This window comes from Providencia sp. AGC89 (genome assembly GCF_053543535.1).
This window is the reverse complement of sequence record NZ_JBIXLP010000067.1, coordinates 79,547-101,038: the sequence shown is the minus strand read 5'-3', so window position 1 is coordinate 101,038 and position 21,492 is coordinate 79,547. Positions and strand designations below refer to the sequence as shown.

Below are 21,492 nucleotides of genomic sequence, written 5' to 3'. Positions count from 1 at the left end.
GTTAGTGCTCCATCATTAACGGTAACGCCTATTTTTCCTGACCCGTAAATTTAGCGTAGCCATAACGAGAAAAATTGCACTACTAATTATTAAGATGACTGAAAGTACTAAAGTTGAGAGATTATTTTCAGTCACCAGCAGTGAAAATGCAGGTATTGTAATTAATAAAGCTAAATTATTTATGCTTTCTGAAACAGATAATACTAATCCTTTATTTTTAGTACTCTCTTTAGCCAATAACGAGGTACTGACCGGTGAAGCCACCCCTAATGCTACCCCTATAAATAACAAGCAGATACAATCACCAACTAAGGGTAATTTTCCTGTAATAAATAACACTAAAGCAACCAATATTCCTAATAAAATTAGGATTAGTTTAGCCGCATCCTGTAGTTTATATTTTGCTATTTTCGCAACCAAAGCATTACCAATGAACAAGCCAATACCAAATAACCCCATAATGATACCAATCTCAGCTGTTTCTAATGCAGTTCTTTGTCTTATAATTTCCCCTGACAATAAAAAGATACTAACTGAAACCCCGTTCCATAATCCCTTTGCTATGATCAAACGTAAAATATTTGCTTGTATTAAGCAGCTCAATGAGTGGGGATAGGTATGGTTTTTTTTAGAACTCGGCAAGATAAACCATGATATAGAAAATGCGAATAAGCCACATAAACTCGTTAATATAAAAGGCGAATACCACGCAAAATATTGAACTAAAATACCCGCTAACATTGGCCCAGTCACAATGCCAACAGTCATTCCCATCATGACACTCCCCATCGCGGCTGCTTGGTTTTCTCTTTTTATCACATCGGCTATAAGGGAAAAAATAACGGGAACTAATGCCGCTGATGCCACTCCCCCTATAACGCGAAAAATTACAGCAACCGAAAAATTAGGCGAAAAAATAATCGCCAAACTATCTAGTGATAATAACAATATTGCAGTGAGTAAAATTTTTCGCTTATCTATTTGGTCAGAAAGGTAACCAATTAGAGGTGCTGTGAGTGTATATGCCAATGCATAGGACGATATTAGCCAAGGAATTTGTTCAGACGAAACTTCAAATGCCAGTGCTAGTGGCGACATTATTGAGGACAACATAAATTCTGTAGTCCCAACTAGATATACAATAACAGCAGATAAAAATAATACATTACGATTAGAGGTCATAGTATCCCCTTACGAGTGAAGTAATTAATATGATTTGAGTTTTAGATTTAATAAATTGAGTCTAAATTTAATGAATCGAAGAAATTAGATTTTGGGCTATAAGATGTCAAAATGAACGCAACTCGGCTAAAGTCACATAGTTTGAGGTGAGTGAAATGGGGTATTCTAGGTTAGTAATTAGGTAGGTTTCATCTAATTTAACACTAATTACGAGGCTAATGCAACTTTTAGTTTAACCTTATGGTTAACTATTTCTTATATTTAATTACCTAAACAACCCTCTTTTTAAATACAAATTATTAACATTTCGGTGAGTATGTAATAATGCTTATAAAAGTAACAATGTAATATTTAATTTATAATAAGCCGCTTTTACATCAAAAAAAAGCCCAAAATTATATTTTATAATATGCAAGAAATAACCAATAGATGCTTGTATACATGATTATTAAATGAATTTGTGTAAGTGATTAATTTAACAATTACATGAAAGTATATTTAGACTAGGCAAGGATGTATAAATATGAATATAACAACTCGATTAAAGATAGTTTCATTTTTACAATTTTTTATATGGGGATCTTGGTTAGTTACATTTGCGTCCTATCTTTTCAACACCCTACACTTTAAAGGTGGTGAAATTGGGTTAATATTCAGTGCATTAGGGATATCCGCTCTATGCTCACCAGTTATCATAGGGTTTATTGCAGATAAAATTAATAACCGTAAACTAGTTTATATCGCTTCTCATTTTATTTCTGCTTTATTCTTACTAGCGATGGCTCATAGTCATTCAATAACCCTACTGTTCATTATGACATTAATCCACCTAATGTTTTATATGCCAACAATTTCAATCTGTAACAGTATTGTTTTTGAAATGTTAGAGGAGCAAAAGCTTAGCTCTGATATCTATTTCCCTAAAATACGAGTCTATGGCACAGTTGGCTTTATTGTCGCTATGTGGACTATTAGTCTATTAAAACTTGAAATGAGTTTTTATCAATTATATATCAGTGCTGCTGCATCTATTGTTTTAAGTATTTTTTCTGTTTTCTTTATATCGATTAAAAGAGTTAATACATCAAAAAATAAAAAAATTAACTGCCAAAATATTATTCAGCTATTTAAAAAAGGTAGAGTCGCTGTATTTCTATTTTTTGCTATGCTACTCGGTTCTGTATTGCAAATAACCAATACCTTTGGTGTTCCTTTTTTGCAAGATATGGCTCTAGCTCCTGAGGCTAAGGGTTCTGTTTTCTCTGCGTATCCAACCATATTCTTATCAATATCACAGTTTTCTGAAATTATTTTTATTCTCCTTTTACCTATTTTGCTGAAAAAAATTAAAATTGAAACGATCCTATTGCTCAGTATGATTGCATGGATTTTACGCTTAGGATTATTTGCTTATGGTGACTTCACCTCCATAGGCACCATCGCCCTCTTCTTATCAATGGTTGTGTATGGCTGTGCATTTGATTTCTTCAATATTGCGGGAGCCCTATTTTTAGAAAAAGAAATCGCCCCTGAATTTCGTTCCACAGCACAGGGCGTTTTCACGACTTTAGTTAATGGGTTCGGTACTTTTTTAGGCGCAGTGCTTTGTGGTTGGGCAATTGAACTCAATACAGTTGAAGGTATTGTAGATTTGAAAACTTTTTGGCTAATATTTACCGGGTACACAGCAAGTTTTACGGCTTTATACCTTATCTATATGTTGTTCACTAAACATAATAAGGCTGAATCTATGTAATTGTTCATAATCACAAGCTCCCAAAGATAAACCTAAATCAACTTTACTCATGACTGCTAATGGGCTGTAGAACGATAAGCTAAGCGATTAGTACTTTAATTTTAAAGTACTGATTAATTTTTTGGGGGGCGTCTTTTACACCATCGACTCACATTAAGCTTTAGTTAACTCATCATAAAAGATGACCAATACTAAATGACTTATTATTTAAATCATTTACGTTGAGATTCTTTTAACAATAGTGCTTGTTTACGATCTATTCCCCAGCGGTAACCGGAAAGGTCACCATTATTTCTGACCACGCGGTGGCAAGGTATCGCTACAGCTAATATATTTGCAGCACAAGCACTCGCAACTGCCCTAACCGCTTTAGGTTGGCCTATTTTTTCTGCTATCTCACTATAACTTACTGTTTTACCAGCGGGTATATCACGTAATGCATGCCATACCCGTTGCTGAAATGCAGTACCTCTAATATCTAATGGTAGGTCAAAACCAATTTCGGGTGCTTCAATAAACCCCAAAACTTTCGCAATCACTTTTTCAAACTTATCATCACCTCCGATAAGATCAGCTTTAGGGAACTTATCTTGTAAGTCTCTCAATAGCTGCTCAGGGTCGTCTCCCAGTAAGATAGCACAGACACCTATTGGGCTTTGAGCAACCAATACAGTTCCTAATGAACAAGCAGCGAGAGCAAAATAAATTTTGCTGCCACCCCCTCCTGATTTCCAAGCGCTTGGGGTCATTCCTAGCCGCTGTATTGCCGTTTCATAAAAGCGGCTGTTTGATTGGTATCCTGCATCATAGATAGCATCAGTAATTCGTTCTTGTTGCTGAAGTTGACCTTGTAATTTTTCGTGTCGCAGACCGTTTGCATAAGCTTTTGGCGTTAAACCTGTGTGCGCCTTAAATAAGCGATGAAAATGGTAACGGCTAATTCCAACGTATTCTGCAAGTTCAGTCAGTGTCAACGGCCGATTTTGCTGTTCAATGTAACGGCAGGCCTTTTCTATTTTTTCCTTATAAAATTGGTTTAATTGTGCCGTTTCTGTACGTTGACGTTTACCGGGACGATAACCTTGCTTAATGGCTTGTTGCTCATTATCGAAAAACTCAACATTATCTCTATTCGGTAAACGCCCCGCAGCAGAAGGATGGTTATAAATTAATGATGTTTTCACACCATAAACAAAATGACCATCTGCATTTTTATTACGTTCGACTACGGCTTGCCAACGTTGCTCTGGAGATTTCCACATATTAACCATCGCTATGACCCCTATTCCACTTTAGAATTATTGCGTTAATTATCAACATTGGGCTAGCACAGAAACTCCGAACCTTGCTTTTTAATTATTCAATCGCTACTGGCTAACTACACGCCACTTCCGTTACGAGTTTTGTATTAGCATTTCTGCGAGAAATAACCAGAATAACACTGATGCCTAAAACAGCAATTAACGCCCCAATAAAGCTAATCATTGAATAGCTATAACCATGAGATAATATAACTCCCCCAATAGCGGCTCCAATCGCATTACCTAAATTAAAAGCCCCAATGTTAACAGAAGAAGCTAAAGCTTGTGCCCCCGTCGCAGCATTCATAACAAGCATTTGGATTGGTGGTACAATACCAAAACTAAAAATACTCCAAAATAATAAACCAGCACCAGCCCCGATTGAATTTACCGCGATAAATGGAAATATAGCCATACTGGACGCTAACATAATAAAAAATACAATTAAGGTACCAAACAATGATTTATCAGCAAACAGCCCTCCAATATAATTACCAATGGTAAAGCCAATACCAATAATTACTAACATCATGGTGATCATTTGATCTGAAGCTTGGATAAATTCCATTAACATTGGGGTTATATAGGTATAAAGTGTAAACATCGCACTGGCACCTAATACTGTTGAAAGCATCCCTAGCAATACCTGAGGTCGTCGCAGAATAGCTAATTCGCTTTTCACATTCACTTTTTTACTCGTCAAATGGCTAGGTAATGCCAAAACCAAGCTAATAATCGTCAATATACCTAAAGCAGAAATCAAATAAAATGCCTGACGCCAGCCTATCATTTGAGTTAATTTAGTCATTAATGGTACACCACCAATATTCGCTATTGTTAGCCCCATAAACATCGCTGCTATTGCACTGGCTTGTTTACCCGTTGGTACTACACTAGCGGCCACCATTGCGCCTAACCCAAAAAATGCGCCATGGTTTAAGCTGGTAATAAAACGAGAAAGTGACAGTGTCACTAAATCAGGTGACATGGCAGATAATAGATTCCCTATAGTGAATATTGACATTAAAAATATTAAAGCCATTTTCGGTCGTCTATTTGCTAAAAGTAATGTCATGATTGGCGCACCAATCATCACCCCTAATGCATATATCACTACAATAGAACCTACTGATGGTATGTCTACCTGAATATTTTGCGCGATATAAGGTAACATTCCCATCGGTGAAAACTCTGTTGCTCCAATAGCAAACGCACCTATCGCCAAAGCCAATAATGCTGTGTTTATTCTCATTCAAAACCCTTATTAAAATACATTATGAGTGCTGATTAATAACCCGAATTCTTTCATATTGAAACACAATGAAAAAGGCGTTAAGGTGAAAATGACTTTTGCCGGAAATGCAATAATGAAAATAACATTTGAAGAACTGCAAACCTTTATTAGTGTTGTCGATTGTGGCTCAATTACCGCTGCTGCTGAGCAGTTAAACGTCACTGTCTCAACTGCAAGTCGTCTATTACTTAGGCTTGAAGAAAAAGTGGACACCACCTTAATATATCGCACAACACGCTCAATAAAACTCAGTGATGAAGGTGCTGCATTTTTGCGAAAAGCGCGAGAAATTGTTAACCTCACTCAAGAAGCGGAAGAAATGCTATCTGCCCGCCAATCTATTCCCTCAGGCGTATTACGCATTGATGCATCAACCCCGTTTCTCACTCATGTTATTGCACCATTAGTCCCTTTGTTTTATCAGCATTACCCACAAGTTGAACTTGAAATACATAATTATGAAGGGATAACAAATTTATTAGAAAAACGGATTGATGTTGCCTTCCGTATTGGTACGCTTAAAGACTCTTCCCTTAACGCCACCTTACTTGGGTATAGCCAAAAACGGTTAGTCGCAAGCCCATCTTATTTAAAGCAATATGGCGTACCACAAAATATTGATGAACTAAATAAACACTGCATATTAGGCTTTACACAGCCTGATACCTTGAATGTATGGCCGATAAAAACCAACGATGAAAAATTGTTGAAAGTTACGCCTAATATTGCAGCTGCAAGTGGCGAGGTCCTATTTCACCTCGCTGTTCAAGGGGCCGGTATTTTATGTTCAGCAGATTTTGTTACGACGGATGCGCTTGAAAGTGGGCAATTATTACAAATTTTGGAAAGTAAAACTGTGGTGACTCGGCAACCCATTAATGCCGTGTATTATCGCAACCAAACCGTTTCCCCTCGATTACGCTGTTTTATTGAGTTTATAAAAAAATATTCAACTAAAATTGAATCCTGAATCCTCTATTCAGCAACCTTGTCTTTTTTATGTAATGCGTTTTTAAACCTTGTTAACGTCATACCCGTATGGCGTTTAAAATAACGACATAAATAGGACGTATCCTCGAAGTTTAATTCACTCGCTATTTGCTTAATAGATAATTCACCAACCTCTAATAATGCTTTGATTTCTAGAGTAACTTGTCTATCAATCAATGCTTTAGGTGGGTCATTAAAAAAGGCTTGGCTGATTTTCGATAAATAAAAAGGGGTAATTGCTAATTCATTCGCATAAAACTTCACCTCTTTATGTTGTTTGCAATGAGTCGTAATTAAATCCCAAAAGCGCCAACACAACTGTTCTTGTCGGCTTCTTTCCATCGGTTTATTTAGTTTATTTTGAGCCCCATTGCTAATCTCTAAAAATAGATTTTGTAGGTGATTTTTTAATTGCAATTGCCAATATTCGCCACGGCTTGATACGATTTCAAATAAAATATGCCGCCAGCTTTCAAGTACTGTTTTTTTCCCAGCTGGGATAGTAATAATCGGATATTCATTAAAAAATGAAAACAATTGGTTTGGCAATGAATAAGCGATTTCAGTTGCAAATTTTTTCTCAATCAATAGATAGTCAATCTGAAAATTGCGTGATTTAGCCTTTAACATCGCAAAAGTATCATCATATAACACCATGATATCACTTTTGCCAACAGTGTAATGTTTGAAGTTAATATTAAATACCGCTGCCCCTTGCCTGCATATACATACAGTGACATAAGATGGCCTTATTGGGGTCAATTGCATTTCATCCATATTCGTATTACCCAAACAAATCACATCCAATAATTCAATTTGATGTTTTTTTATACGAAGCATCTTTTTCCTCTTTCACCTTCGATTTGTTTAAATCATAGCAAATGAGTTGTCATTTGTACCCAAATTGGAGATGTATTGCCCTTTTTTGTTTTTCATAAATACCTAAAATAGCCTCCAATATCAAATAGGCATGATAAGGAGCTTTAGGATGATACTTAATACCAACAGGTTAGTTTTGCGCCCTTGGCAAGAAACAGATGCAAGTGATTTATATTTTTATGCAAAAGATAAACGAATTGGCCCAATAGCAGGTTGGCCCCCTCATCAAAATGAAGAAGAAAGTCGAATAATCATAAAAAATATTTTTATGCGTGAAGAGATCTATGCTGTTACGCTAAAAAATGACAATCGAGCTATCGGTTTAATTGGCCTATCCTTTAACCACGAAAGTAATTTCCCGATTGGTGATAATGATGCAGAAGTGAGTTATTGGATTGGTGTACCATTTTGGGGAAAAGGTTTGATCCCAGAAGCAATGTCTGAAATCATGCGCCATGCCTTTGTTGACTTGAAATTAGATAATTTATGGTGCGGGTATTTTCAAGGCAATCAACAATCTAAAATAGCCCAAGAGAAATGTGGGTTCAAATATCATTCAACCCTCGCCCCACAGTATATTGAGCTCATTGCAGAAACTAAAACAGAAGATATTAGCCGAATTACAGCCCAAGAATGGCTATCATTACAATAATTGTTTATTACTCACCAAGCAGCCATAAATTCAATATGGCTGCTTTCCATTGGTTACTATTCCCCACGTTTTTCAAACTGCATAAAATTATTCTACCCTGTTGTTATTAATGCTATGATTTTTCGATAATTATAAAGTTATAACATTTTTATTTTATAAAGGATCACAGGTAAACACATGCAGGACTATGGTATTTGGACAATTATAACTCCCATTGTGACCATTATTCTGGCTATATTAACTCGCCAGGTAATGCTTTCATTAATGTTGGGGATTTTAGTCGGTTTTACAGTTATTCATGACCACAATCTACTTTTAGGTGTTCAAGGCACTGTCGATGGGATTATTCATACTTTTTCATCCGCAGGTAATACTCGCACCATTGTCTTTATGGTAATGATAGGCGGTATCATGCGCTTGGTAGTTGTCACTGGTGGTGTTCGTGCCCTAGTTCAATTACTCACCAATAAAACTAAATTAATTAAAAACCGTACAGCCACACAACTGTTAGCGATAATCATCACATCTCTTATCTTTATAGAAAGTTCAATAAACCAACTCGTCGCCGGAGCATCGACTAAAAATTTAGCAAGGCAATATGGCGTTGCTCCCGAAAAAATGTCCTACATCATTCAAACAGCCTGTGTTTCGGTGTGTTCATCAGCCATAATTAATGGCTGGGGTGCAGTCATTATGGGGTTAATCGGTGTGCAAATATCTCAAGGCCTAATTAGTGGCGAACCTTTTGATATTTTAATTACCTCTATTGGTTATAACTTGATGGCATGGTTATCCATTATCACAATCTTGTTCTATGTATTTACTAATATTTCATGGGGCCCCATGAAAAAAGCAGAAGATAAATATCAACAAGATTTTGCCTCAGGGAATATCTCTCAGCACCAAGGGCAAAATGACGAAGATGAAATTATTGATCACCCAAACGCACATTCTTCATTAAACTTTTTTATCCCCATTTTATCTACTGTGCTTATGGTACCTATTGCGCTTTATATCACAGGAGATGGAGACTTTAGTAAAGGAAGTGGTTCAACATCTGTATATTGGGGAGTTATGTTTGGAACAGCAGTGTCTTTCTGCTGGTTTATTGGCCGTCGCTTACTAACTATTGATGATTTCTTTAAAGAGCTCTTTATCGGCTATGCCAATATGCTGAAAATTAGTTCTATTATGATCTTAGCGTTCTTAATGGGGAATGTTTCCGCTGAATTAAATACTGGCGCCTATATTGCCGAAGTCACTCATGGCGTTATGGCGCCGGGTTTCTCTATTGGTTTTATCTTTATTATCAGTGCCATCATGTCGTTAGCAACAGGAACATCTTGGGGAACATTTGCCATTATGATCCCCATTGGGGTTCAATTAGGTTTATCCGTAGGAATGCCTGTTGAGTATATGATTGGCGCTGCAATTTCAGGCTCTATTTTTGGTGATATGACATCACCAATTTCTGCCGATGCAATTGTTGCTTCGATGGCAACAGACTGTGAACATATTGAGCATATCCGCACTCAAATGCCATATGCATTAGTCACTGCCAGCATTGTGCTCGCCATTTACCTTTACCTTGGTTTCTCTTATTAATTTATTGGGAGTTTAAATGTCTCTTCAACAACAATTAAGCCAATATGCAAAAATAGATTTACTCAACGCACCAACTCCGCTTAACCGGCTTAACAATTTATCGCGTAAATTTCATCGTGAAATTTATATTAAGCGAGATGATATGACCCCCTTAGCGATGGGAGGTAATAAATTACGTAAGCTTGAATATTTGATGGCAGATGCCCTTGCAAAAAAGGCTAAAGTCATCGTAACTGCAGGGGCGATACAATCGAATCATGTTAGGCAAACCGCGGCTGTTGCTGCAATGTACGGTCTTGAGTGTGTCGCATTATTAGAGAACCCAATTCAAAGTGATAACCCTAATTTTCTGCATAATGGGAATAAATTACTAACTGATCTATTTGGCGCCCGTTGCGTCATGTGTGATGAATTAACTGACCCACAGTCACAGATGGAAACGTTAATTGAAACATTAGCGCTTAAAGACACCTATATTGTTCCAGTAGGCGGTTCAAATGCATTAGGTGCATTAGGGTATATTCAATGTGCTATTGAAATCGCGCAACAAAAGCCAAAACATATTGAATTCGATAAAATTATCGTCGCTTCCGGTAGTGCGGGAACCCACGCTGGCCTCGCTATCGGGATACAAGAATTATTATCTCAAAGCCAGGTTATCGGTGTCACCGTTTCAAGAAAGCAACAAGACCAATCCCCTAAAGTAGAGAAGCTACAAAATGAGCTAGCGCAAATGTTTGCGCTTACTCAAACACCAGAAATCCAATTATGGGATGATTTTTTTGCGCCTATGTATGGAATGCCAAATTGCCAAGGGTTAGAGGCAATTAGACTGTTAGCTCAACAAGAAGGTATTTTGTTAGACCCCGTTTATACGGGTAAAGCAATGGCTGGGTTAATTCATTACTTAGAAACGTCAACCGAAAATACCCCCGTATTATTTATACATACTGGCGGTGCTCAAGCCTTATTTGCTTATTCAGATATTAGCCAAAAAATTAAATAACCTACTTTGTGCAAAAGGGCTTATCTGCCCTTTTATCTTGCTTGCATAATCCTTTATATCCAAAAATGCTCTTCCCCCTCACCTCTGTAGCTATCTCACTGCATATTGCTATAAACTGATGATATACAGGAGATAATATTTATGACTCAAGTTTCTATTACACTGAGAAAAGCCACTGAACAAGATGCATCAATACTTAGTGATATAGGTATCAACAGCTATTGCCACCATTTTGCTGCTTTATGGAATAATCAAGATGAGCTATTAGATTATTTAGACCAAGAATATAGCCCAGTTAAAATTATTAATGATATCAACCAACAAAATATTGAATGGTACCTAATAGAAAATAGTTCTCCAATCGGGTTAGTTAAGTTAACTCACCAATCTTCCATACCTGAATCCTCAATAACAGGAACATTACTCAACAAACTCTATTTCTCACCCGACGTCACAGGTAAAGGTTATGGAATGATCGTTTTCAGATTAATTGAAAATATTGCCAAACAATCTGGCAGCACAGCATTATGGTTAGATGTTTTGGCTAGCAACGCGAGAGCCATCAAACTTTATCAGTCAAATGGATTACACATCCTGAAGGAAGTGTTATTCAAAAGTAAAACTCAGCAAACACTTGAATATATTATGAGTAAAACACTTTAATTTATTTAATCAGGAATATTTATGAAAAATACTATCCTCATCACCGGTGCTACGGGTCAAGTCGGTAGTTATTTGACCCAGTCATTACATGAAAAAGGATACCAAGATGTCGTTTTAGCTATTAGGGTTCCAAACAAAATAACTAACACCAGCTATCGTACCGTTGTCATGGATTACGATAAGCCTGAAACCATTGAAAATGCTTTGCAGGGTATTGATTCTGTTTTCATGATGACTGGCTATACCATTGATATGCTTGTACAAAGTAAAATTTTTATTGATACGGCAAAAAAATCAGGGGTTAAATATATCGTTCATTTAGGTGCTTGTGGCGATGATAATGCGCAAGTTGCTCATTGGGCTTGGCATCAGTTAATCGAGCGTTATATTGAATGGTCTGGAATGCAATATACTCATCTTCGCCCTGAATCTTATATGCAAAATCTATTAGGATACCAAGGGGATAATAACTTACAAAAAGGGATATTACGTTCTTATTTTGGCCATACTGTATTAAGTTGGGTTGATTGCGCAGATGTTGCCGAATTAGCTGCACATTGTTTACTTGCTCCTGAAAAACATACTGGTCATATTTATCGTCTTGGTTACGAAAATAAAAATTACACTCAGATTGCTGAACTCATTACAGAACAATTAGGTATAACTTTTCAGTATCAAGCAGAAAACCCAGATGAATTTTGGCAACATGCCCTAAATAACAATCTAGAGCTTGCCTATATGAAAAGTATCTATGACCATTATGTAGATTTTACAAATGGTAAGTTAGATCGCACAGGTATTGTTTTTGATAATTTTCAAACCATCACTGGTAAGCCCCCAACCTCATTAAAGCAGTTTATTTTAAAACACCAAAGATACTTTATATGAGCCTCACCCAGCTCACTATGTAATAGTGGGCTAACATTTATTAGTGAACATTTTACCTATAACGATGCCCTTCCTCCAGCTAACAGAGGCAGCAAAAATCACAAAAATTTCTTTTGCAAATGGCCTATGGTATTCGCTACAACCAAAAGAGGCTTTTGATTAAAATAGTAAGCAACTCTAACTCATAATTAATAACTCTATTTTATTAGCCTATAACTAATAACATACAAAGATTGCTCTGTTGGGTAAATTTCTCTAATCAGTTTTTTCAATGTATCTAATGTCATCGCTTCTTGCTGAGCATGGTATTCAGAAATATCATCGTAAGAGATAGGCTGTACCGAAAGAATTTCAATATCCGTATAGTATTTATTTGTTTCTAATGCATATACTTTAACAAAACTACCTGGCACATAATGGCTTTCGCTTTTATCACGAATAGTGATAACTTTTTCTCCTGATACGACTAATGGCAGTAAACGTTCAAAAAACGTGATGGTCTCTGGTGCTGCACTCTTCATATTATTCTCCTTATATTGTCAGTGAAATACCTTATCATAAAAACCAATTTTTAAATCCATCAGTAAATGCAATGGTTCCAATCGTGCTGTCAGAGGCTCAAGCACTATAGCGATTGAATTGTATTATATACAATGTAACCCAAAAGCAACTAGCCGTAATAAATCACAGGGTCTACAATGAATAACAAAGAAGGTTTATTTTACCAACAAGAAAATCATTTTTGGTCAGCAATTTGCTTAGAAACCGCTCATATTGACGACCATGTCATCGCTTATTTTTCTGAGCTTCCTCTGCCTGTTTTTAATTTTATTTATTTACATAAAGACGCAACTATTACAGGCTTTGAAAATGCACGACATTTATTTAAGCAACGCTCTAAGCCTTATGTACTAGTCGTTCATGAACAAGCACTTCATCAAGTCAAATCTGAAATTGCCAAATTAAGTTTAATTGCTGATGGTGAATCAACGGCCATGCTTCTTCCTCAAGCATCATTATCTCAATATTCTATAGCACTACCGCTTGCCGCAGATTACCGAATTGAAACCTGTAATGAACAATTAACTAATTGGGCACAACCTTTAATTACAGCTTTCCCAATTGAAGCTGAAGGAGAGGAAAACGATTCAACCGTCATTAACGAATACATTCGTTATCACCAAAGAGCTATGGATAAAAATACAAATATGATGCATTTCGTCTTATTTGATAAGCAACAACCCGTTTCTACTCTAACCTTAACTATAAATGAAAAAACTGCTCGCCTTGATGATATTGGAACTGATGTTCAATACCAAGGCAAAGGGCTAGCGACTCAATTAATTAAACATGCTCTTTTCTTCTGTCATCAGCAAGGTATAGAGCAATGTGTACTCGAAGCGTCATCAGATGGGCTATCTATTTATAAGAAATTAGGTTTCGAACCTATATTCAATTACTACAGTTTTATTGCTGAGTAATCTAATAGTTACACTTTAAAAATTAAGGTGTAACTATTCATCATAGGAAAAGATTAGTTATTGATTGTTTGGTACCAACTCTGAATATCCCTAATAATTTCCTTGGTATGTAATTGCCCTTTATTATCTTGGAAAAAATGGTCTAACCCTTGATATTGCTTAAAGCTCACATTGGTATTATGGTTTTTTTGTATCATTTTTTCCGTAGCATAAGCATCAACGTTGGTGTCGGCCATAGTTTGGATAACTAAGTGCGGCGTTTTTATCGATTGAATTAATTTTAAATTATCAATGGTTAACATTTCATACCACCACATGGCTCCATGACCACTCACGAACTGGTCTTTTCTTAATTGCTTTTGTTTGACGGCTTTTGCAAACTGTTTAAAACCCTCAATGGAATTATCGACTTCGTCGGCAGGGGTATTATTCTTAATACTGTATAAAACGTCATCGATAAAAAATTGCCCTCCAACGTTAATAGCGACGGAGGCAGTTATAAAATCTACTTTAGACGCAATTAAATTAGTGACTGTTGCCCCCTCGCTCCCCCCTAATAAAATAATATTCCGGTAATCATTTTTTAGCTGCTGTAACACCGCAATATAATTATCCGCCCTTTCTAAAGGGGAATCTTGGGACATATATTCAACGGGGCAATTTTCTTCCGAAACTGGGTTTCCATCAATACCAACTTGCCGAGTCAAGCCTGTTTTTTCAACTAATAAAATATCATTCTTAGGGAATGCGATAGCAAAATTTCTTACCATATTAGGGTTGTTTGTCACGCTTATGCAATCAGACCCTTGCAATAATACTAACAAATCATTTGAGTTTAGTGCTTGTTGCTTAATAACGTAATAATCAACTTTTTTCCCCTCATGGAGTAAAGTTTGCTTTTGCCAGTTATCTCCCTGTGCAAATGCATTTAAGCTGTAAATAGAAAACAAGAAAGCAACAATTTTTAGCTTCATAATATGCCCAAATAAATTTTAGTCAGGTGATTATATTAAACCATCCTGTAAATTAGGTGCTAAAAATGCCTTAATAAAGATATGAATTTAGAAAAATGATAAATAACAATAAAAGTCTAGCCACTGATTAAGCAAGCTATCTTCTATCCAGAGTTCCCAAAATAGTTTTTCCCGCCTAATTATTGTTCATACTGACCTAACTAGTCTTATTGACTCATAATACCTGAGAATATTATTCAGTGATGACACTAACCACAAAAAAATTTATTTTTGCGTTAAATTCGCACTAGAACCTTATGATATTGTTTCATTAGTCCCTATGATTAAACCTACTGATGTACACTTAAAGGCAAGTACTTTGATGGCAAAAGAGCCATTATTGTCTTTGATTGCTCTATTCTCCACGAGCAAATTCTCGCTATTTTAAATAATGGTTAATTTTATTTATCTTATTGTAAAGTAATTAAAAATGCACTCTACCCAACAATTAAACGTTAATATTCACGCTGCGCCAGCCAAAAAAGAACAAGTTTCTACACGAATTATCTTTTTTATTGCAGGTTTTGTAACCGCTGCGTGGGCCGCTATAGTGCCTTATATTAAGATTAACACGGCAGCAAATGATGCCACCCTTGGTATGTTACTGCTCTGCTTTGGGGGTGGTGCTCTCGTTGCCATGCCAATGACTGGCGCTCTGGCTGCAAAATATGGTTGTCGGCGATTAATGGTTTTTTCAACAATTGCGTTTTGTTTACTCTTCCCTATTTTATCTTTCATATCGCAAATTAATTTGTTAATAATCGGCTTATTACTGTTTGGTATTTTTATCGGTTTAACAGATTGTGCCATGAATGTACAAGCCGTGATCGTCGAAAAATCATCCGATAAACCCATCATGTCAGGATTTCATGGGTTTTATAGTATTGGTGGTATTGCGGGGGCCGGTACGATGAGCCTAATATTACTCCTCGGCGCTTCAGCAGTGCTTGCATCAGTTATTATCTCTGTAATTGCATTCATTTTACTCATGGTTTGCTATAACGGTCTGCTCCCTTATGCCAATGCGCCGTCAGGGCCACTGATTGCGGTCCCTAAAGGGATTGTGCTCATCATCGGGATTGTTTGCTTTGCCGTTTTTCTTTCTGAAGGTGCAGTATTAGACTGGGGAGCCGTGTTTCTTATTGAGCATCACGGTTTAAAAGAAACCCTAGGGGGACTTGGTTTTGCAGCCTTCGCAACCATGATGACTATTGGCCGGTTATTCGGCGACAAGATTGTTATGCGAGTAGGTTCTGCACGTGTGGTTTTTTTAGGGGCTTTGATTGCTTGCTCTGGTTTTGTTATTGCCGTTTTATCACCGTCTTTAACATTGGCGATCATCGGCTTTGCTTTAGTCGGTGCTGGTTCATCCAATATTGTTCCTGTCATGTTTTCCGCTGCTGGGAAACAAAAAACTATGCCTGAATCACTAGCTGTCCCGGCAATTTCAACCTTAGGTTATTTAGGTATTCTTGCAGGCCCTGCCGCAATCGGTTTTGTTGCCTTTCATCTATCATTAGCCACCTCATTACTGATGATCTCTGCATTACTTATTATTATCGCTTTCGTGACACGTTTTATTCGCGTGTAATCGATTTAACATCATAAGGTGATTGACCAAAGTCAGTCACCTTATGATGCATTCTTAATCCAGTTCTACTGTCCCGCTAATACAGTTAACAACATCACCGGCAACCCAGATCCCTTCATCATCAGCGGTTACATAAATTAACCCATTGCGCCCAATGCACTGACCTTGACCAGCAGTATATTGTTGCGGTAATTTCCCCTGAGGGATTAACCACTGTGCAGCCACCGCATTAAAACTTCCCGTCACAGGGTCTTCTTCGGCTATGGAACAACAAAATGCCCTAACCTCTAATTGTTTATCATGACCTTCAGGGCAAATGGCACATAATCCAATGTCATATCCCTTTAATTGGGAATAGTCAGGTTCAATGTGCAATAGTTTTTCAACAGATTTAAGTTCAATACCAAGCCAACCAGGACCATTATCGAGCCACTTGCAGCCAACGACATCATCATCTGTAAGCCCAAGTGCTTTAAAAATTTTATTTTTTTCTTGTTGTTCTATTTCACCACCACGAATTAGTGGTGGCGCCATAAATGCCAGCTTACCATTTATTCGTTTTATTGTTACTAAGCCCACTCCGCACTCTTGGACTATGGTGTCTAGCGGTCGACCATAAGTTTGCTGCCATACAAAACAACTGCCTAAAGTTGGGTGCCCAGCAAAAGGGAGTTCACCTTCCGTGGTATAAATCCTCACACGGTAATCCGCTTTAGGTGTTGTTGGTTTTAATAAAAAGACGGTTTCACTTAAGTTAGTCCATTTTGCAAATTTATTCATTTGCTCTTCTGTTAAATCGTCAGCCCCTACAACAACAGCCAAAGCATTGCCATCCATTTTTTTAGATGAAAAAACCGTTACTTGCTCAAAAATATACTTCATTTACTTTCCCTATTTTACTTCTATGCTGCATCAATGTTCGAATAATAATGCGCCATTAATGAATTAATCGGATATAATTAAAATAATAGCTTATTAATTGTTGCCTTAACTTTATAGTAGTTTTCATTATATGGCGACTTTCTGGGTAATTTATGCATTCTGAACATAAAAAAACTATTGTTATCGTTGGTGCAGGCATTGTCGGAGTGACACTCGCATGGTATTTATCAAAAGAGAGTGATAGCAAAATTATTTTGCTAGATAAAGGCCATGTTGCTCAAGGGGTAACACAGCACTCTTTCGCATGGTTGAATGTTTCATATGGGCGACCAGATGGTTATAGCCAGCTTCGTCAGCAAGCTTTAGCGAGTTGGCATCAGTTGGAAAAATTAACCCATGGTGAGATAAAAATTAATTGGTCTGGTGCTATCAGTTGGCACAAGACTGATAAAGAAACCCAAGAATTCATCAATAGCCACCAATCTCAAGGTTTTAACATCCAAGCGTTAAACCGTATTGAGTTGCAAGCGATGGAACCTAACTTAAAAATCTCACCTGCTATTACTGCTTTTTGCCCTGATGAAGGTAGCATTGACCCTGTCAATACCACACAAACCTTGTTAAAACTTGCTATTAAACAAGGTGTAACATACTTACCTGAGCACGAAGTATTATCCTTAAATGTTAGTGATAAACGTATTTTAGGAGTCAAGACTAGCGAGGGTAATTTCATCGCAGATCAAACCGTCGTCACTGCGGGAGTTGGAGCAACTGGTATCATTAATTCATTAGGAATAACGCTGCCAGTTTCAGCATCTCCTTCAATTATTGTCCATTTTACGAAACAAGATACCGTCAAAATGGTTCAACATATCATTTCAACACCCGCAATGGAGCTTCGCCCAGAGACTTCTGGTAAAATTGTTTGCGCTGAAGATTATATTGATGAGCAGCCTATACATAGTGCAGTCAATATCGCACAAAATGCCCTTACAACAATCAAGAATTCATTTATAGGTAGTAATACACTAACTCTTGATAAAACTTTCATAGGAATGAGACCTATGCCTAAAGATCAGATGCCAATTGTTGGAAATGTTGCTGATTTTGAAGGTTTATATATTATCAGTATGCACGCAGCAATTACATTAGCGCCTTTGATATGCCAGTTAGCTCAAAGTGAAATATTACATGGTGTAAAACATGCTGCTTTAGGCCCATATCGATTAACTCGTTTTGCATCAGGTAACTGACAAATGAATATTCCGCTTTATTACTTAAGACACTACCAATCGATCGAAAAAACGTTTTGGACTTCAATTTGTGAACATAGCATTCAAATAGCACAGCATACCATTTGCTACTTGACGCCCTTAAACTCCCCTGCGTTTAATTTCATTTATCTGCAACCTGATTCCACCAGCCATGCATTTATGCAGGCACATAACTTATTTATATCACAAAGAAAAAACCACACATTAGTTATCCCTGAAGAAATGTTGCCACAAATTGTGCAACAGGCTGAATCATTAAACTACAAACGTGACAGCGTCACAACCGCTATGGCGTTGACCCTTGCAAAACAGAATGAGGTCACTCTGCCCAATAACCAAGTTGATATCGTACTGGCTAATCATGACTTATCGCTCTGGGCCGCTCCTCTCGTGGCTGCATTTTATTTATCTGAAGAACACGATGAAGTCATTAAAGAGTATGTTCGTTACCATGAAGATGCATTACAGCAAGGTGCGCCACAATTTCACCTCGTATTGCTCGTCAATGGTGAGCCAGCGACTTCAATGACAGTGACCATAGAAGGTACCCTTGCTCGTTTCGATGATATCGGTACTGAGCCGAAGCACCAAGGCCATGGGTATGCTTCACAACTTATTGATTACGCCTTAGCATTTTGCCGCCAGCAAGGTGTCGAACATTGCTTCCTTGATGCCTCAGAAGCAGGGTTTGACCTGTATAAAAAATTCGGTTTTGAGCCCTTGTTCCGCTATATTAACTATGTCTGGTGTAAATAGTTCACGTCATTGGCGTTATTTGCACGACCTCCCTGAGCTGGAACCATTGCTTGTACAGTGGTTCCTTCAAGAGTGGCCCTCCCATTATGGTCCTCTAGGTAAAGGTGATGTTTGGCAAGATATTGCTTCCTATCGCCATCGTGAAGGGGTCGGTATGGGGATCATCGCCTTTGAACATGATATACCTTGTGGTTTTATTGCATTGAAAAGTGATACTTTTTTTTCTGATAACACCGCATTTCCATGGGTTGGTGCTTCCTTTGTTATCCCCAGAAAACGAAATCAGGGTATCGGGAAGTTTTTGTTTGAACAACTTGAATGGGTTATTGATAAACAGCAATACCCTCATATTTTTTGTGCAACCACAGTGGCTGATAACTTACTTATTCGCTGTGGATGGCAATTAAATTTATCATTAAGTCAGCCTTCTCTACGTATTTACCACAAATATATCTGACAGTTACATTGCATGAAAATTAATATCATTGGTACCAGTGGCAGCGGTAAAACGACTCTTTGCCAACAACTTGCATCGCTATTAAACGTGCCTTCAATCGAATTGGATAGCCTATATTGGCTGGAAAATTGGCAAGGTTCTTCGGATGAAGCGCTTAACCAGAAACTAAGCGCAGCCTTGAATGAATCCGTATCAGGCTGGGTGCTCGATGGAAACTATACACGGACTCAACCCATTAAATGGAAAGAGGTTGATATGGTGGTTTGGCTGGATTACTCATTACCTCGAACCCTTTATCAGTCTATTATACGCACGTTATCACGTATTCGTTCAGGGCAAGAACTGTGGGAAAATACAGGTAATAAAGAAAGCTGGAAGAACGCCTTTTTCAGCCGTGATTCGATTATTTTATGGCAGCTAAAAACATACTACCCAAATAAAAGAAGAAACCTAAAACATATGGCTAATATCAATTTGCGCCATATTCAGTTTGTTCGGCTGACTTCGCCAAAGGAGACCCGCCTATTTTTTGAACATATAAAGTCGCAAATTTAGGAGAGATTAATAGGTTAACGCTGGTAGTCTGGGATCACCTCAGTAGCCATAAAGACTACCGAGGTAGTATAAATCAACGATTAAATTTCATCACATGCTGTTTTCAGCATCGCCGTTTGTTGGAACTTTTCAATGCCTAACTCAATCAAACGACTAATTAATTGCTGATATGTCATACCGCCTTGTTGCCATAGCTTAGGATACATACTGATATTCGTAAAACCTGGCAACGTATTGATTTCATTAATAACTACATCATTATTTTCTGTTAAGAAAACATCAACACGCGACATACCGCTACAATTTAATGCCCTGTATGCCGATAACGCAATCTCACGAATTTTATCACTAACGGCTTCATCTAGCTGAGCTGGAGCAACCACAGAAGCACCATTTTCATCAATATACTTAGTGTGATACGCATAGAAGCTATCATGTAAAACAATCTCACCGCATGGGCTTGCTAGTGGGTTTTCATTGCCTAACACTGCACATTCAATTTCGCGGCCTTTTACTGCGCTTTCAATTAACACTTTAGTATCGAATAAAAATGCAAAATCGAGGGCTTGGTTAAATTCAGCTAGATTACTGACTTTATTAATACCCACTGAAGAGCCTTGATTAGCGGGTTTAATAAACAGAGGTAGGCTTAACTGAGCCACTATTTCATCATAGTTAACTGTGGTGCGCTCACTGTTTAAAACGGTAACAAAGGGTGCAATTTTTAAACCCGCATCTCTTAGTAACCTTTTCGTTACGTCTTTATCCATACAAGCCGAAGAACCTAATACTCCAGGCCCAACAAAGGGTAAATTAGCCATACGTAAAAGGCCTTGTAAGGACCCATCCTCACCTAAATTACCATGAACAATTGGAAATATAACATCGATTTGAGGGAGCGGCTTTGCGTCTTCTAAAGAAATAAATTGTTCGGATGTCTTGCCTGGAACAATCGCAATACTACGCTTTGGTGTATTTAATGTAATACGAGATGGGTCATCACCATGCAATAAGAAATCGGCTTCGTTATATTCATGCCATTGCCCTTCTTTATTAATACCTAAAAGGCATACATCAAACCTATTGCGATCTAGCCCATTGATAATATTTTTAGCGGACTGTAAAGAAACTTCATGCTCCGTTGACTTACCACCGAAAATAACACCTACCCGTATTTTGCTCATTATCTGCTCCAACATAAGACATAAAACCCAGCAGAGAAATATAGCACGCACGGAAATAGTTATGTCATAAAATCTTTATATGA

Annotated in this window: 21 protein-coding genes; 13 read left to right on the top strand and 8 right to left on the bottom strand. The window is 37.4% G+C overall.

The genetic code is table 11. The annotated features are described in order from the left end of the window. Nucleotides 1–15: 15 nt before the first annotated feature. Nucleotides 16–1,182 carry an MFS transporter gene (locus ACIPUA_RS13575; RefSeq protein WP_449059786.1) on the bottom strand — a complete coding sequence of 389 codons (1,167 nt, stop codon included), beginning with the start codon at nucleotides 1,180–1,182 and terminating at the stop codon, nucleotides 16–18. A 523-nt stretch (nucleotides 1,183–1,705) separates the two neighbouring features. Between ACIPUA_RS13575 and ACIPUA_RS13570 the strand changes: the two genes are divergently transcribed. Beyond that, nucleotides 1,706–2,938: an MFS transporter gene (locus ACIPUA_RS13570; protein ID WP_449059785.1), complete on the top strand. Its 1,233-nt coding sequence runs from the start codon at nucleotides 1,706–1,708 to the stop codon at nucleotides 2,936–2,938. 212 nt (nucleotides 2,939–3,150) lie between these two features. Here ACIPUA_RS13570 and ada read toward each other — a convergent pair whose 3' ends face one another. Together ada and ACIPUA_RS13560 are read right to left on the bottom strand one after the other, a co-directional pair. Next, nucleotides 3,151–4,209 (bottom strand): bifunctional DNA-binding transcriptional regulator/O6-methylguanine-DNA methyltransferase Ada, encoded by a 1,059-nt coding sequence (gene ada / locus ACIPUA_RS13565; protein WP_048607206.1) that lies wholly within the window; start codon nucleotides 4,207–4,209, stop codon nucleotides 3,151–3,153. Nucleotides 4,210–4,312: 103 nt separating this feature from the next. Beyond that, nucleotides 4,313–5,491 carry an MFS transporter gene (locus ACIPUA_RS13560; RefSeq protein ID WP_449059784.1) on the bottom strand — a complete coding sequence of 393 codons (1,179 nt, stop codon included), beginning with the start codon at nucleotides 5,489–5,491 and terminating at the stop codon, nucleotides 4,313–4,315. Nucleotides 5,492–5,606: 115 nt separating this feature from the next. On the opposite strand from ACIPUA_RS13560, the gene ACIPUA_RS13555 reads away from it, so the two are divergent. Continuing rightward, nucleotides 5,607–6,503, top strand: a complete 897-nt coding sequence (locus ACIPUA_RS13555) for a LysR substrate-binding domain-containing protein (protein ID WP_449059783.1) — start codon at nucleotides 5,607–5,609, stop codon at nucleotides 6,501–6,503. 5 nt (nucleotides 6,504–6,508) lie between these two features. Here the strand turns inward: ACIPUA_RS13555 and ACIPUA_RS13550 are convergent, their stop codons facing one another. After that, nucleotides 6,509–7,363, bottom strand: coding sequence for a helix-turn-helix domain-containing protein (locus tag ACIPUA_RS13550; protein ID WP_449059782.1), 855 nt, complete (start codon nucleotides 7,361–7,363; stop codon nucleotides 6,509–6,511). A gap of 148 nt (nucleotides 7,364–7,511) precedes the next feature. Between ACIPUA_RS13550 and ACIPUA_RS13545 the strand changes: the two genes are divergently transcribed. From ACIPUA_RS13545 to ACIPUA_RS13525, 5 genes are all read left to right on the top strand, one after another. After that, on the top strand, nucleotides 7,512–8,054 hold the full coding sequence (locus ACIPUA_RS13545; protein ID WP_042843782.1) for a GNAT family N-acetyltransferase: 543 nt from the start codon (nucleotides 7,512–7,514) through the stop codon (nucleotides 8,052–8,054). Between the two features lie 177 nt (nucleotides 8,055–8,231). Next, on the top strand, nucleotides 8,232–9,659 hold the full coding sequence (locus tag ACIPUA_RS13540; protein ID WP_048607201.1) for a Na+/H+ antiporter NhaC family protein: 1,428 nt from the start codon (nucleotides 8,232–8,234) through the stop codon (nucleotides 9,657–9,659). Nucleotides 9,660–9,675: 16 nt separating this feature from the next. Further along, entirely contained in the window at nucleotides 9,676–10,665 is a 990-nt protein-coding gene (locus tag ACIPUA_RS13535) for a D-cysteine desulfhydrase (RefSeq protein WP_071548084.1), read from the top strand. Nucleotides 10,666–10,806: 141 nt separating this feature from the next. Continuing rightward, the gene (locus ACIPUA_RS13530; protein WP_129465907.1) at nucleotides 10,807–11,328 is read left to right on the top strand and encodes a GNAT family N-acetyltransferase; all 522 of its coding nucleotides are present in this window, start codon (nucleotides 10,807–10,809) and stop codon (nucleotides 11,326–11,328) included. A gap of 21 nt (nucleotides 11,329–11,349) precedes the next feature. Beyond that, nucleotides 11,350–12,216 (top strand): SDR family oxidoreductase, encoded by an 867-nt coding sequence (locus ACIPUA_RS13525; protein WP_449059781.1) that lies wholly within the window; start codon nucleotides 11,350–11,352, stop codon nucleotides 12,214–12,216. 197 nt (nucleotides 12,217–12,413) lie between these two features. On the opposite strand, the gene yqfB is transcribed toward ACIPUA_RS13525, so the two are convergent. After that, complete coding sequence (yqfB, locus tag ACIPUA_RS13520; protein ID WP_042843790.1) at nucleotides 12,414–12,737, bottom strand: N(4)-acetylcytidine aminohydrolase; 324 nt, start codon at nucleotides 12,735–12,737, stop codon at nucleotides 12,414–12,416. Nucleotides 12,738–12,914: 177 nt separating this feature from the next. On the opposite strand from yqfB, the gene ACIPUA_RS13515 reads away from it, so the two are divergent. Continuing rightward, nucleotides 12,915–13,697, top strand: a complete 783-nt coding sequence (locus ACIPUA_RS13515; RefSeq protein ID WP_048607197.1) for a GNAT family N-acetyltransferase — start codon at nucleotides 12,915–12,917, stop codon at nucleotides 13,695–13,697. A gap of 53 nt (nucleotides 13,698–13,750) precedes the next feature. On the opposite strand, the gene ACIPUA_RS13510 is transcribed toward ACIPUA_RS13515, so the two are convergent. After that, nucleotides 13,751–14,671 carry an alpha/beta hydrolase family protein gene (locus ACIPUA_RS13510; RefSeq protein WP_449059780.1) on the bottom strand — a complete coding sequence of 307 codons (921 nt, stop codon included), beginning with the start codon at nucleotides 14,669–14,671 and terminating at the stop codon, nucleotides 13,751–13,753. Nucleotides 14,672–15,140: 469 nt separating this feature from the next. On the opposite strand from ACIPUA_RS13510, the gene ACIPUA_RS13505 reads away from it, so the two are divergent. Further along, nucleotides 15,141–16,301 (top strand): MFS transporter, encoded by a 1,161-nt coding sequence (locus ACIPUA_RS13505; protein ID WP_071548080.1) that lies wholly within the window; start codon nucleotides 15,141–15,143, stop codon nucleotides 16,299–16,301. A 54-nt stretch (nucleotides 16,302–16,355) separates the two neighbouring features. Here the strand turns inward: ACIPUA_RS13505 and ACIPUA_RS13500 are convergent, their stop codons facing one another. After that, the gene (locus ACIPUA_RS13500; RefSeq protein WP_042843793.1) at nucleotides 16,356–17,183 is read right to left on the bottom strand and encodes a PhzF family phenazine biosynthesis protein; all 828 of its coding nucleotides are present in this window, start codon (nucleotides 17,181–17,183) and stop codon (nucleotides 16,356–16,358) included. Between the two features lie 152 nt (nucleotides 17,184–17,335). Between ACIPUA_RS13500 and ACIPUA_RS13495 the strand changes: the two genes are divergently transcribed. Genes ACIPUA_RS13495 through ACIPUA_RS13480 form a run of 4 tightly spaced genes read left to right on the top strand, consistent with a single transcriptional unit; the run spans nucleotide 17,336 to nucleotide 20,225 of the window. After that, complete coding sequence (locus ACIPUA_RS13495; protein ID WP_042843794.1) at nucleotides 17,336–18,436, top strand: NAD(P)/FAD-dependent oxidoreductase; 1,101 nt, start codon at nucleotides 17,336–17,338, stop codon at nucleotides 18,434–18,436. Between the two features lie 3 nt (nucleotides 18,437–18,439). Continuing rightward, nucleotides 18,440–19,213 carry a GNAT family N-acetyltransferase gene (locus tag ACIPUA_RS13490; protein ID WP_042843795.1) on the top strand — a complete coding sequence of 258 codons (774 nt, stop codon included), beginning with the start codon at nucleotides 18,440–18,442 and terminating at the stop codon, nucleotides 19,211–19,213. Next, on the top strand, nucleotides 19,197–19,670 hold the full coding sequence (locus tag ACIPUA_RS13485; protein WP_449059779.1) for a GNAT family N-acetyltransferase: 474 nt from the start codon (nucleotides 19,197–19,199) through the stop codon (nucleotides 19,668–19,670). Before ACIPUA_RS13490 ends, ACIPUA_RS13485 begins: the two co-directional genes overlap by 17 nt. 12 nt (nucleotides 19,671–19,682) lie before the next feature. Next, the gene (locus tag ACIPUA_RS13480; protein WP_042843796.1) at nucleotides 19,683–20,225 is read left to right on the top strand and encodes an AAA family ATPase; all 543 of its coding nucleotides are present in this window, start codon (nucleotides 19,683–19,685) and stop codon (nucleotides 20,223–20,225) included. A gap of 80 nt (nucleotides 20,226–20,305) precedes the next feature. Here ACIPUA_RS13480 and ddlA read toward each other — a convergent pair whose 3' ends face one another. Continuing rightward, nucleotides 20,306–21,409, bottom strand: a complete 1,104-nt coding sequence (ddlA, locus tag ACIPUA_RS13475; protein ID WP_042843797.1) for a D-alanine--D-alanine ligase — start codon at nucleotides 21,407–21,409, stop codon at nucleotides 20,306–20,308. Nucleotides 21,410–21,492 lie beyond the last annotated feature (83 nt).